The 12,792-nt window shown below is 41.7% G+C and carries 12 protein-coding genes and 2 tRNA genes; 7 read left to right on the forward strand and 7 right to left on the reverse strand.

Annotated features, from left to right (window positions below; genetic code table 11):
* Positions 1–94: 94 nt before the first annotated feature.
* The 7 genes from E0E16_RS03260 to E0E16_RS03290 form a co-directional block, all read right to left on the reverse strand.
* Entirely contained in the window at positions 95–415 is a 321-nt protein-coding gene (locus E0E16_RS03260) for a DUF4387 domain-containing protein (protein ID WP_130828801.1), read from the reverse strand.
* 22 nt (positions 416–437) lie between these two features.
* Positions 438–1,814 carry an acyclic terpene utilization AtuA family protein gene (locus E0E16_RS03265; protein ID WP_130828802.1) on the reverse strand — a complete coding sequence of 459 codons (1,377 nt, stop codon included), beginning with the start codon at positions 1,812–1,814 and terminating at the stop codon, positions 438–440.
* A gap of 123 nt (positions 1,815–1,937) precedes the next feature.
* Positions 1,938–3,173 (reverse strand): methylaspartate ammonia-lyase, encoded by a 1,236-nt coding sequence (locus E0E16_RS03270; RefSeq protein ID WP_130828803.1) that lies wholly within the window; start codon positions 3,171–3,173, stop codon positions 1,938–1,940.
* Positions 3,174–3,294: 121 nt separating this feature from the next.
* Complete coding sequence (locus E0E16_RS03275; protein ID WP_130828804.1) at positions 3,295–4,758, reverse strand: methylaspartate mutase subunit E; 1,464 nt, start codon at positions 4,756–4,758, stop codon at positions 3,295–3,297.
* Positions 4,759–4,781: 23 nt separating this feature from the next.
* Complete coding sequence (gene glmL / locus E0E16_RS03280; protein WP_130828805.1) at positions 4,782–6,164, reverse strand: methylaspartate mutase accessory protein GlmL; 1,383 nt, start codon at positions 6,162–6,164, stop codon at positions 4,782–4,784.
* Entirely contained in the window at positions 6,164–6,580 is a 417-nt protein-coding gene (glmS, locus tag E0E16_RS03285) for a methylaspartate mutase subunit S (protein ID WP_130828806.1), read from the reverse strand. Before glmS ends, glmL begins: the two co-directional genes overlap by 1 nt.
* Positions 6,581–7,095: 515 nt before the next feature.
* A complete protein-coding gene (locus tag E0E16_RS03290; protein ID WP_181951316.1) occupies positions 7,096–8,796 on the reverse strand; it encodes a glycoside hydrolase family 10-like protein in 1,701 nt (566 codons plus the stop codon).
* 229 nt (positions 8,797–9,025) lie between these two features.
* Between E0E16_RS03290 and E0E16_RS03295 the strand changes: the two genes are divergently transcribed.
* From E0E16_RS03295 to E0E16_RS03325, 7 genes are all read left to right on the forward strand, one after another.
* Positions 9,026–9,520, forward strand: coding sequence for a hypothetical protein (locus E0E16_RS03295; RefSeq protein ID WP_130828808.1), 495 nt, complete (start codon positions 9,026–9,028; stop codon positions 9,518–9,520).
* A 19-nt stretch (positions 9,521–9,539) separates the two neighbouring features.
* A complete protein-coding gene (gene recR / locus E0E16_RS03300; RefSeq protein ID WP_130828809.1) occupies positions 9,540–10,148 on the forward strand; it encodes a recombination mediator RecR in 609 nt (202 codons plus the stop codon).
* Between the two features lie 8 nt (positions 10,149–10,156).
* Positions 10,157–10,624, forward strand: a complete 468-nt coding sequence (locus E0E16_RS03305) for a hypothetical protein (protein WP_130828810.1) — start codon at positions 10,157–10,159, stop codon at positions 10,622–10,624.
* Positions 10,621–11,823: a glycosyltransferase family 2 protein gene (locus E0E16_RS03310; RefSeq protein ID WP_130828811.1), complete on the forward strand. Its 1,203-nt coding sequence runs from the start codon at positions 10,621–10,623 to the stop codon at positions 11,821–11,823. Before E0E16_RS03305 ends, E0E16_RS03310 begins: the two co-directional genes overlap by 4 nt.
* Complete coding sequence (locus E0E16_RS03315) at positions 11,816–12,331, forward strand: GNAT family N-acetyltransferase (protein ID WP_130828812.1); 516 nt, start codon at positions 11,816–11,818, stop codon at positions 12,329–12,331. Before E0E16_RS03310 ends, E0E16_RS03315 begins: the two co-directional genes overlap by 8 nt.
* 86 nt (positions 12,332–12,417) lie before the next feature.
* Positions 12,418–12,491 (forward strand) — tRNA-Asp (locus E0E16_RS03320).
* A gap of 30 nt (positions 12,492–12,521) precedes the next feature.
* Positions 12,522–12,595: transfer RNA gene (locus E0E16_RS03325), tRNA-Asp, on the forward strand.
* Positions 12,596–12,792 lie beyond the last annotated feature (197 nt).

Here is a 12,792-nt window from a genome sequence, read left to right on the forward strand (position 1 = left end):
ATAAGTTTACAAGTTTTCGTGGACTTTCGTTACACCATTTGCGGTGTGTGCAAGAAAACCGCGGACTTGCCAACTTATCAACTTGTTTGGATGCTTACAGTTCAAAAGCGAACTTCATCAATGGTGTATGCTGCTGAGCTCCATACACGTCAGTTTCGCCTAACGAACCCGATGGGATTGGACGAACGATTGTTACTTTAATGGCTTTAGCCGGGTCAAAGTGTACAATATTGATAATGTCTTCTTTCTGTATATGATATAAGTTGCAGAACATCTCCTCATTGAAGATTTTTGCATCTTTTACCTTATTGTAAATGTCGAAGTCTTTGAAGATGACATCGAAAGTAAGTTCATAAGGTCCTGAGTTCTTACTGCGAATTACAGAAGATACATCTATTAATTTATATTTTGCCATGATTATTTCTTCTTTTTGTTGATTACTTGCATTCTCCGTTTTCAAAGTTTACATACTCAATTGGGAAGAGACTTGTCGGATCTTTAACTTCCAAGAGATGATAAATATTGAACTCGAATACTTCGCCCATCTTGCAGTCTGAAGGTGAGAATGGGAAAGCGAGGTTGCCGGATGTAGAATAACGTCCTTCGTAGCCGAAGTGGAGCATGGTGCTTCGTGCGAAACTGCAAATTGTATTTGCTATTTCTTGAGTTTCAGCTACAGCCTCAATGATAATGAGCAACTCATCAGAGTGAGACTCTTCTGCGCCCTTGAACATTGCCATCACACCTTTCTTACCATAGATTTTGAAGTCAAGGAAGAAATCAGTGATACCGAACTTCTCAAAGTTATTCTCAACGCGCTCGCGAACACTCTTGATGATTTCGTCAATCTTGGAAATCATGATAGGGTCTTTGCAGGCAGCAGGCGACATCGTGCGATATCCTACACGGCGTACACCTTCCAACTTCACATAGTATTTGTCCGTAGGAACGAACTTACTTCCGGATACGCGAACCTTGTTGTCGTCCACCTGTTCGAATTTAGCTTCGTGAAGATTGATGGCACCGCCTGGACCGGGCAATACGTATGGATTGGTCTTTTCGTATAACGTATGACCGGCGATGGAAAGCGTGGTACATTTGCGTGCCGATGAAAGTGGCTCCAATACGAAATCATCCTTGTGGAGATAGCCAAACATACAGTCGCTACCGCTTCCCGGCAAGGCGCAGATAGCAGCGCACTCAAGAATCTTACCAAGATGAATTGCCAATCCTTTGGGGAATCCTTCCTTGATGGGGAGTGCAGCAAACACGGAAGGATCGTAAGAGCGTCCTGCGATAATGACATCTGCACCTGATTCCAAGGCCTTGATATAGGGCTCTTCTCCAATTTGTGCCACGATGTGGATGGCCTCATCAACATCCTTTTCTTGGATAGGTTTAGCCGGAGCAAGTGGAGTAATTTTTCCGTTGCGAAGTTCTTCCTTGATGAAATCTTTTTCAAATTCAGATTCAATCACTGCCATTTTGAAAGAGAGTTTCTTCTCCTTCGCAATCTCGCGAATGATGTCCAAAACGAACTCTACATGAGGATGTGCACCGCTACCGCCGGCTGTACCAACGATAACAGGAACTTTTGCCTCTACGCCGGCAGGAATCATAATTTCCAAATCGCGTTTAACAGAGTTACGATCGGTAAACGATTTACCCGCGCCCAGGTAGTATGGACCCGGATCGGTTGAACCGGCATCAACAGCTATGACATGTGGTTTGCGCTTCATTCCCTCTTCAAACGATTCCATTGGGAAACCATAACCCAATATCGCTGTAGTGGAAAGTATTCTTATTTCTTCCATTTTTGCTAATTTTAATGTTTTTAGATTACAAGTAAACGAGTTGGCAAGTATGCTGCTTGTTAGCTAATTAAAAGCAAATAACAAACTACAGCAGACTTGCTAACTCGTCAATCTTTTTTTTGATTACTTAGTCAGAGCTAAGATTCTGCTCATTTCGTTATATACAATCATGTAGCCTTCGTCAACACCCATACCCGGTTTTGCGAGATACTGAACAGGAGACGTTGCCATGGCAATGTTTGCACAAACCTCCGCAGAGCGATTGGTTTCGTTGCATGTACCACCGAGGTATGCTCCCATGCCGTGTTGCTTGCAGTAGAGAACAGCTTCGATAGCATTGTTAATACCACCAAGATCAGGTGTCTTGATTTGTGCCATATGCCCGGCTTTCTTTTCAGAGAAAGCAATGATGTCTTCCAATGTGTTGCACCATTCGTCAGCTACGATTTCAGCTTCAATGCCTTCACGTTCCATAGCCGAGCGAATTGCTGCCAAAGCTTCGATTTGAGCTTCGCGCTCGCCCATATCTACAGGACCTTCAACACGCAGATGGAAAGGTTTTGCCACTTCGGCAACTTCTCCGATATACTTTGCAATGGCTTCAAAGTCGTTGTTGAATACAAGTCCTAAAGTACCATAAACGTCGATGTGAATGGTTGGCTTATAATTTTCTGTGGGGCGGAACTTGATAATGCGCTCGCGCAGCCATTCAATGTACTCCTTAATCTTTTCGCCTTTCAAACCAACCTTTGTTTCAACGTGGTTGAACAAGGCGTGTGGTAATACTTCAGCTTGTTTCATGATCATCTTGTCAGCATTCAAGTAGCGGTCGTCGCCAGATTGTGAAAAGATTGGGATCATGGTCTTTGAAATCGTTGTGCCATACTCTTCGGCAATGACCTCTGCCATCAATTTTGATTGGCTCTTGGCAACTGCATCAAGACATGCTTGTGTAACACCATAGCGAATTGCTGTGTGGTATTTCTTACCGTTTGCGCTTATTTTTTTATCAACGAGGTCGGCCATTTCACGGAACGAAGTGATTTCCTTTCCTTCATACAGTGGTGCAATTTCCTTTTCGATAACGGGAATGAAATCCGCGGCAAGGAACAATGGGTCGCGACCACCTGCGCCTGAATATTGTACTGCAGCACAATCGCCATGTGCAATTGCTCCATTCTCGAGGATGAACATTACACTGATTGACTCACCGGCTTGTCTAACAGCTTTGAAACCGGGTGTTAGTGGCTTTCCTTCATAGAAAGCACCATCGTTCTTGGCGCCAGCCTTGATGGCCTTTTGGTCATCAAAGAAGAAACCCGTTTTGCCGGGAGCGCATACAACTTTCTTAATTTTCATAATTTGAAATATAATTTAATATTGTAGATGTTATTGAAAACTCAATGTCAGGATAAATTTATCCTTCTTTGATATGCTGACATTCCCCATGCTTTGCGTTTGCAAAGCCGGGGAAAGCCTTTTAGTTATTATTGTCTCTCGGGCGTCCTACAAGGTGTCCTTTACCGATAGCATAGACGTCGTCGATAACCATTTGGAAGCTAACGGGACGATTTTCTGCTTTAGCACGCTCTTCGAGCTTTTGTCTGTGGAACATTACCAAATCATCGGTGAAAGGCATATTGCCCATATTTAGAAGACGAATAGCACCTTGGTTGTCGCGTGCCGGCAGAACCTTGCCTGCATTGTACTTGTTGGGGGCAAATGGGATGTCGATTACTCCTGCCTCAACTGCAGCACAAGTTCCAACAGCCCAGTCGCCTTTGCCAAGTTCCTCAACCTTATTGAGGATGCAGTCCATTTCTTGCATGATGATTTCGCTCTCCTCTACCACCGCCGGGATTTCGCGGAAGTTTTGGTCTTTCAACATATTTATCACCTGCTTGGTAGCGCGCAATCCGGCTGCATTAGCTTCTTTAGTTGGAATACCCATGGCCTCATGCGGTGTCTTAACGATTACCTTGGTAGCCTTTGCTAATGCTCCTGCTGCGGAACCCCATGAGATTACGCCGAATGCTTTTGCTTCGTCTTGTGGGAAACCACCCATCCATTGGTGGAATACAGTAGTTACTCTGGCATCTTTATATCCGAATTTATCAAGATATTTTCTTGTCATGATGTCAAGAGAGCGGATGGCAGCAACGTCTTGAATTAAGTTGCCACATTGTCCGTAGCCCACTGTTAAGTCTTTTACTCCTTGTGTGGCTGCCAATACTGCCTCGATTACCGCTACGGCGTTGGAGATGCAAGGAGGGATGAGCGTACCGGTTAAAGGACCGAAGGGTTCACGATTGATTGATACGCCGGCTTCTTCGTACAATCCGCAGAGTCGGTCGGTATATTGCCAGTAACGAATTACTTTGTCAATCGGGTGATTCTTGGAATAAGGGATATTATAAGAAATACCGCCACCTTCATAGGATGTAAATCCACCGGCAATCGCTATTTCCGTCAATAAGCGAGCATCGGGGGTTCCGTGCCTTACCTGAACCGGACTTTTTACTGCCGATGTTACTTGCCGACAGATATTAACACCATAGTTTACTGCCGGAAAACCATTCAGCATGGACCGACCTGTTTCAAAACTTTTGTCTATACCTATTTGGCACTCGTTGTATCTGTTCAAACGCGTGTAACTATCAATTGTTGATGGTAGCAAGTCGGCTCCTCCCTCTTCTTCGAGGAATTGCAACAACTTTATGTGCTCTTGATAGAGAGCCACGCCTGCACGAGGCTGAATTAGGGTGTCCCCGTTTTCTTTTGCTTTCTGCAACTTAGCGCAGAAATGCTTTTCGGCAGGGATGGTTTTTTGGTATTCTACTGCTTCGTCAAAATCCACGTCTTTACCGGTCTCCCATTGGCTCAAGACCTCTTCCCGTTCTTTGAAGAACACGTCATTACTTAGTTTCTGATTCTTTAATTCCATCGCGATTAGAATGATTGTAAATGTTAAATTTTCGTTATTTCCTTTTTCAATATTGACAATGCCAACTTGGGTTCAAATGCGCTTAGCAATCCCATTGACGCGAAGATGTATTTCTTGTCAAGCATATATTGTGGATGTTTCGGTTTGGCAAACATGGGATCTTTTGATGCTGCTTTCGCGGCTCCACTAAGAATTTTTTCAGGATTGGAGTTGTTAATAATCGAACCGCCAATTCCTACTACGTATGGAACTTCGGATAAGTCTTTTCCCGTAAGTGTAAATACCTGTCCCATGGGAGTGTATGCCGGTTCAAAATAACCGCAGTGGCGTTCCACGGCAACTTTCACGGCGTTACGTGCCAGTCCTTGTTCAATTCTCGCTTCTTCCTCGTTAGCGGGTAGGGTAGCGGGACTATTGGCACATTTGTCAATCCACTCTTCTATTTTTTTCTGCTCTATTCCTAATTCATCTGAGAAGAGCTCCATGTCAATCTCGTCTGCCATAGCGGTGAGACTATACCTCATGCCCAAATCCCCCTCAACGGTGCGCTTACTGTAAGGCTCGGGTAACCCCTTGGTAACTACATCGCCGATGGTGGGCTGACCTTTCGCCATGGAATAAATGTCGGTGGTCGCTCCACCTAAATCCACAGCCATTAAATCGCCTATTCCTTCGTCTCTTCCGTTTCCCTTACTTAAAAGCTCGCAGCCGGTTAATACAGCCAACGGAGTGGGGATTATGTCATAACCGCTCATCTTCTGAACCTTTGTAAGACCTTTGGCTTCGATGATTCGGCTAATGAAAAGCTCCTTGATTTTTTGTTTTGCGGGATTGATGTTGATAACGTTGAATTGTGGCATCACGTTTTCCGTGATTACACATTTCTTGTCAGAATGCTTAAATATCTCTTCCAGTTCGTAGGAGGCTGTTTTATTGCCTGCCGCGATAATAGAAAAGTTACGGTCGATTTGGCAAAGTCGTTTTGCGTTAGCAAGAATGACCTCTTTGTTCCCTCCATCTGTTCCACCACAAAGTAAAACCAAGTCGGGGTTTATTTGGTATATTTCCTCTTGTTCCGCCTGTGAAATCTCGAACGAGTAGGTTTTCACAACTTTTGCTCCTGCACTTGAGGCTGCCATTTTCGCAGCTTTTGCTGTTAGCTCCGGAACCAATCCTAAAGCGACCATTTTCAAACCACCGGCTGCACTGCTGCAACAGAGAAGCCTTTCGTATTCAAATTTTCCGATTTTCTCCTCTAAGTTTCGCATGCCGTTGCGAAAACCTTCCATCACATCCGTTTCAATGGTTGTGAACGCAGACGCAGTACCCAGCACCTTTCTCGCTTCGGAATCTATCGCCGTGAGCTTTGTATAAGTGCTGCCAAAGTCCACTGTCAAGTATTTCATTAATTTTCCTTTCCTAAAACTTTATCAAGGTCTTTGATGGAAACTTCAATGTCGGTTCCGGGAGGATATACTTTCGTGAACCCCATTGCCAAAAATCTCTTCTCAACGTCTTCAAAGTTCTGTTTGCCCACAACAAGATTTCCTCCTACGAAGATTGGAATGCCTTGCAAACCTGCTTCATCGCATTTCTGACGAAATCCCTGACAGTCTATTTCTCCATGACCATACATGGATGAAACTAAAATAGCATCTGCTTTCGTTTCAATTGCTGCGGATATATACTCCTCTTGCGACACCATTACACCAAGATTGACAACGTTATAATTGTGCTGCTCTAACGCAAAGGCAATGATTTTGTTACCTACAGCATGAGCGTCAGCACCTATAACGCCTGTTACAACCGTTTTCTTTTCCATAGTTTTTAATTAAAAAATAAATCTTTCCGTTTAGGTATTTTCATATCTATGTGCAAACTTACAATCTTAATTTTTCATGAACAAACAATCCTGCAAGAAAATTCAATTATTAAGATATATTTACATATCGTTTCTATTTTTAATAGAATAGAATGACATCATTTCTTTTTTATTGTTGGCGAAGTTATCAAAATCAGAATATGCGAATAGGTTAATATAGCTTTGTCTAACGTAAAAGTATTCCAATAGCTTATTTCGTAGGTGGATCTGTTCGCTACATCTTTTCAATGGTTGGAAATGTTAATCTGTTGGTGGTAGTTTTTGGAATGTCAATTGTTTTCTATGATTGTGTTTATAAAGCTTACCTTTTGAATTGTAAAAGCTTAGCAAATGAAACGCAAAAGCTAAGCTATTGCGATGCAATTGCTTAGCTTTTAAATAGCGATTTTTAAGTTGTTGATTAGCAGTAATTTAGGAAGTTGATAAAAATTGCTTTCTTGTTAAAAATTTTCATGTTATTTTTTAATTGCGAAGAAACCTATTCTGCTACCAGTTTTGTGTTTTGACTTGTGTCCTCTAATGGAATAAACACCTTGTGGAAGCATGTATATTCCTATGGTTCTTGCATTTGAATAGTCTGCGAATATTTTTCGTAAAACCACGCCTTCCAATGACTCGATGGTGTAATATTTAAAATCGTTTTCTTGACATTCGTTCGGTAGTTCGAGTTCAGCGCCATTATTGTCCAATAATTTTTTCTTTTCTGAAGGTTTCGCTGTTGCTTGAAGTGGAGCACTTTCGTTGCCAAACCGATCCATTGCGGTAATGGCATAATATATTTTTTTGACGTGCGCATTGCTGTGCCTGAATGAAGTTCCATCGTATCTGGAAATCACCAGATTTCTTGAATTCGTGATATCCACTGGATAGTTTGTGTCTATATATATATTATAATAAGGTGCGTTTCCTTGCCAATTAATAATTGCGTCGTTATTCGTTGTGTAAGTGATGAAATCAATATCTTTCTTCAGTATAGGAACATTTGGAAGAGATTTACTTTGCCATGTCATAGCAGGCGTTAGTGCCGGGTATGCATTGAAATATTTTTCAAAGCTAAAAATTCCCTCTCGGTTGTTTAATAAAAATGAGGAACGAAAATGGGCATGTCCCATTCCCAAGGACCGACTAACATACATTTGCCTACTGATATCGCTTAGAGTCCACTTGCCTTCCCGTGGATCTAAGAAATAAGTTCCTAACCCTGAGATGATATCTTTATTATTGGAATTTTCCATCCAATCAGCGCAGTAGGGGTAGTAATTATTCCCAAGGAAATACTGCATGGGATAGAGCTGATCCATTATTCCTGCCTTTACCCATGCTTGCGCCTCTTGAGACACTCTGTCCCTTGCGTTGTAGTTCTTTGACGAGTAGCGCGAAAGATCGGAATACTTTCCGATGGGGGAACATGATATTTTCACCCATGGTTTTATTGCTTTCACTTTATCGTGTACGGCTTTTACAATTCTGGTAATGTTTTCTCTTCTGTTGTTCGGTGTGTCGCCGTTTCTATATGTTGGACTTCTCCATCCGTCTGGGTATCTTATGTAATCGAGATTAATTCCGTCAATATCGTAGTTACGAGTTATCTCTGCACAGATGTCAGCCAAATATTCTGCAATTTTAGGATCTGAGGGGTTTACGTATGAGCCGGACGAGAAGCCTCTGATGTCAAATCCTTTACTCTTCATCTGTCGGCATCCCAATGATTTAGAAGCACCAACCGGGACAGCCGCTATCCACGCATGAATTTCCATGCCTCGTTTATGACATTCTTCCACTGCGAATTTTAGTGGGTCATAGCCATAGGGTGGTGCTTGTCCAGCTTTGCCGGTGATACACTCATCCCATGGTTCGATATTGGAGGGGTAAATGGTTGCTGCTCTAACCCTTGTTTGTAATAAGACAGTGTTGATATTTGCCTTCTGATATTGATTGAGCATGTAGATAAGTTCTCTTTTCTGTCGTTCGACTCCGTATTCAGAAGTCGCAAAAGTTTTGGGCCAGTCAAGATTTCCAAGTGTCGTCAGCCATACCGCCCTTACTTCCCGTTTGGGCATAGCACTGATGTTGTAAGTTGTTTGGTTATCGTAATATTGTGAATAGCAGCTGATTGCCAAAAAAGTTATAACAAGTAGCAATAATCTTCTTAACATAAAAATGTGTATATATAGTTGGAATGAGCGTGTTGTTTGTAATTAAGTTTACAAAGATAGTTAATAATTTTTGTAATTCAAATATTTCAACTACCTTTGTCAGAAATTTCTAATATATAAAGTTTTTATTGCCTTATTTTTCCATCCGTTTGTCGGAAGGGAAATAAAAGCGAAAACGGTGATTCAACCTTTAAAAATATCGGTTTAAGAGAATATAATAATAAAGTATATGAAGAAGAAAATAATGATGCTGGCTACAGCATTACTTTTAACTTTAGGGGCAAACGCCCAATTCCATGAAGGTAAAGCATATTTAGGGGCATCTGCCACCGGCTTAAACCTTCATTACAATGGTCAAGATAAATTTAATGTCGGTTTGGAAGCCAGAGCCGGCTATTTCGCTTGGGACGATGTGATGCTCTTAGGTACGTTCAGCGCAGAGCATAATGGTTCTGACGCCGTAGCCGATCATATCGTGGTCGGTGCAGGTGCTCGCTATTATATCACTCAAAATGGGCTTTATCTGGGTGCGGGTTGCAAGTTCCTGCACGCGAACCATAGTTATAATGATGCCATGCCGGGAGTAGAAGTGGGCTATGCTTACTTTATTAATCGATCGGTGACCATTGAACCGGCGATTTATTATGATCATTCTTTTAAAAATTCAGATTACTCCACCATTGGCTTTAAGATAGGTATTGGAATTTATCTTTTCGATGATTAAGAAGTAGGTCTTTTTTCTCATGCAACAATTTCCTTCTCAGTTGCTTGAAAAAGCAGTTGATGAATTCTCAAAACTGCCTGGAGTGGGCAGGAAGACCGCTTTAAGATTTGTCTTGCACCTGCTTCGTCAATCCGTTGATGAGGTGGATGAATTCTCGCGTGCGGTTTCTCGTATGCGTCATGAGATTAAATATTGTTCGGTTTGTCATAATATTTCCGACAGCGATATTTGTGATATTTGCTCTAATTCCCGAAGAGATAGGAATACCATCTGTGTTGTGGAAAATGTGCAAGACGTTATGGCTATTGAGAATACTCAACAATATAACGGATTGTATCATGTACTTGGGGGAGTTATATCACCCATTGATGGTTTAGGTCCTAACGACTTGGAGATTGACTCTTTGGTGGAACGTGTCAAATCCGGGGATATCCGCGAAATTATTTTGGCTCTTTCCAGTACGATGGAAGGCGATACCACTAATTTTTACATTTCCCGTAAATTGAAAGGCAACCCTGTTAAAATTACGGTTATCGCACGTGGCATTTCAATAGGCGATGAGTTGGAATACACCGACGAGATAACCTTGGGACGAAGCATCTTAAACAGAATAGATTTTGATTATTGACGCGACGGATGGAAAAGGTAAGAAGATTTTTAATTCTTGAGCTATGTGCTGCTTTAATAATGGTTGTAATCATTGTGTTGTTGTACGAGTCAGGGTGGTTGTTACCGGGATCGATGATGGGCAACGCGTCATTGTTTGTTGTTGAAATCGTCATGCAACTCATTACTTTGCTTTTCATCCCATTAGCTTTGTATTTGTTAAAGTTGGGTGGGGTGAGAAAATCTTTAAAAAGAAAGAACACAATAGCGGCTACCGCCTATTGCCGTTGGTCATCTCTACGGATGTTGATGATTTGTTTGCCCATGGTCTTGAATGTGCTGTTTTATTATTTATACGGTGAAGAGACAAGTTTCTTTTACATGGCGGTTGTACTACTCGTGTCCCTATCATTCATCTATCCGAGTAAAAACAGATGCGAGGAAGAGATACATCTCCTTGGTGAGCAAAAAGATACAAATGAAGTGGAGCGTATATGACATTGAGCATTATCATAGTTAATTATAATGTAAAATACTATTTGGGACAATGCTTGGCGAGTGTCCTTAGGGCTGTTGAGGGGATTGACCATGAAATAATAGTGGTGGACAATCATTCTCACGATGGCTCTGTGGCATATCTTGTGGATAATTTCCCAATGGTAAAATGTATTTCCTCTACACATAATTTAGGTTTTGCGAGAGCCAACAATTTAGCCATACGGCAAAGCATGGGGGAATATGTTTTATTACTTAACCCGGATACGGTCGTGGGCGAGTCGGTGATACATAAATCATTGACTTTCATGGCTAATCATCCTCATGGTGGTGCCTTAGGTGTACGCATGCTTAATTCCGATGGTACGAAAGCCATGGAGAGCCGACGTGGTCTCCCATCGCCGATGGTCGCTTTTTACAAGATGATGGGCTTTTGTAAGCGTTATCCGGAGCATCCACGATTTGGGCATTATTACATGGGAGGCATGCCATGGGATGAACCGGGAAAAGTCGAGGTTGTCAGTGGCGCGTTTTGTTTACTACGCCGTTCCGCATTAAATAAAATAGGTCTTTTGGATGAAACTTTCTTTATGTACGGTGAAGACATTGACCTTAGTTATCGACTACTCAAAGGAGGCTTTGAGAATTGGTATTTGCCGGTTTCCATTTTGCATTATAAGGGTGAAAGCACACAGCGATCGAGCTTTAAATACGTGCACGTCTTTTATGATGCCATGCTGATATTCTTTCGTAAACACTACGCCGGGATGAGTGCCTTTCTCAGTATTCCCATAAAGACAGCTATTTATTTAAAGGCTTTAGGGTCGTTGTTCGCCATGCTGTACAACAAGACAGTAAAGTCGCTTGGATTTTTCCGCCCTTCAAAGAACATGATGGCAAACTATATTTTTTTGGGAAGAGCTGACTTCCTGGAAAAGACCAAGAAAATGGCGTTAAACAGAGGATTGTCGGCTCAGTTCGTAGAAGGAGATGATGTTGAATTACCCAATGGTCATCATGATTTTTCACATCTGTTTAGTAGCGATAAACCTAATTATATAATGTACGATGTGCATGCTTATTCCTTTGAAGAAATATTGGAGTTGTTTCACAAAAAGCCCATTGATAATGTTTACATCGGAACATTTGACAAACACTCCGGAAAGTTCATAACATCGCAAGAAGTTTTTACCTATGGATAAACCTGTTAAATCGATCAAACTTCGTGCCATGGAGCCTGAAGATTTAGATTTGCTGTATAAGATAGAGAACGAAGACGAGGTTTGGAATGTCTGCTCAAGCAATGTTCCCTATAGCAGATATACATTGTTTAATTATATAGCCGATGCGAGCAATGATATCTATTTGGATGGTCAGGTTCGACTGATTATTGAGAATGATAATCAAGAGACAGTGGGAGTGATGGATATCGTGAATTTTGAACCCATGCATCAACGTGCTGAATTAGGCTTTATTATCCTTAACGAATATCGAGGACAAGGCTATGGATATTCTGCTATCAGAAAAGTTCTCGATTATACCAAGAATACATTGCATTTGCGACAAGTCTATGCGTTTGTCGATGTCTCAAATACGAGTTCGTTAAGATGTTTAAGCCTTGTGGGGTTTCAGGAGACAGTCATATTGAAAGATTGGTTTTTCCATCATGGTAAATACAATGATGCGGTAATAATGCAATTTTTTTTATAAAAAACAGGCTCTTCTCTTGGAAACTACAAATTTATTTACTAACTTTGCACTCGCTAAAAGGAAATGGCAGCTGATATCCGTAAAAAGGTGCGTTAGTTCAGTTGGTTAGAATGCCTGCCTGTCACGCAGGAGGTCACGAGTTCGAGTCTCGTACGCACCGCAGTTCCGTTTTCTTGAGTATGTAAATTTTGGTGCGTTAGTTCAGTTGGTTAGAATGCCTGCCTGTCACGCAGGAGGTCACGAGTTCGAGTCTCGTACGCACCGCAAAAAAGGGATTTCCATTTAGGAAATCCCTTTTTGCAATGCATTTCTTTGTAAGAATTGAATGTATATGGGCTCAGTAGAAAATCAGTGGGGATATGCGTATAGATTTGCAATTCTGAATAGGAAGAACTTCTTGTCTGCCACTCCTCTTAGATTAGCTCGGAAAAGTTTAATTTTGGCATTGAACGATTCTGCCA

It is taken from the genome of Prevotella rectalis (genome assembly GCF_900607215.1).
Lineage (GTDB): Bacteria > Bacteroidota > Bacteroidia > Bacteroidales > Bacteroidaceae > Prevotella > Prevotella brunnea.

Excerpts from the sequence above, each read along its gene's own strand:
- E0E16_RS03260 (WP_130828801.1), bottom strand. The coding sequence starts at position 415 with ATGGCAAAATATAAATTAATAGATGTATCTTCTGTAATTCGCAGTAAG.
- E0E16_RS03265 (WP_130828802.1), bottom strand. The coding sequence starts at position 1,814 with ATGGAAGAAATAAGAATACTTTCCACTACAGCGATATTGGGTTATGGT.
- E0E16_RS03270 (WP_130828803.1), bottom strand. The coding sequence starts at position 3,173 with ATGAAAATTAAGAAAGTTGTATGCGCTCCCGGCAAAACGGGTTTCTTC.
- E0E16_RS03275 (WP_130828804.1), bottom strand. The coding sequence starts at position 4,758 with ATGGAATTAAAGAATCAGAAACTAAGTAATGACGTGTTCTTCAAAGAA.
- glmL (WP_130828805.1), bottom strand. The coding sequence starts at position 6,164 with ATGAAATACTTGACAGTGGACTTTGGCAGCACTTATACAAAGCTCACG.
- glmS (WP_130828806.1), bottom strand. The coding sequence starts at position 6,580 with ATGGAAAAGAAAACGGTTGTAACAGGCGTTATAGGTGCTGACGCTCAT.
- E0E16_RS03290 (WP_181951316.1), bottom strand. The coding sequence starts at position 8,796 with ATGTTAAGAAGATTATTGCTACTTGTTATAACTTTTTTGGCAATCAGC.
- E0E16_RS03295 (WP_130828808.1), top strand. The coding sequence starts at position 9,026 with ATGAAGAAGAAAATAATGATGCTGGCTACAGCATTACTTTTAACTTTA.
- recR (WP_130828809.1), top strand. The coding sequence starts at position 9,540 with ATGCAACAATTTCCTTCTCAGTTGCTTGAAAAAGCAGTTGATGAATTC.
- E0E16_RS03305 (WP_130828810.1), top strand. The coding sequence starts at position 10,157 with ATGGAAAAGGTAAGAAGATTTTTAATTCTTGAGCTATGTGCTGCTTTA.
- E0E16_RS03310 (WP_130828811.1), top strand. The coding sequence starts at position 10,621 with ATGACATTGAGCATTATCATAGTTAATTATAATGTAAAATACTATTTG.
- E0E16_RS03315 (WP_130828812.1), top strand. The coding sequence starts at position 11,816 with ATGGATAAACCTGTTAAATCGATCAAACTTCGTGCCATGGAGCCTGAA.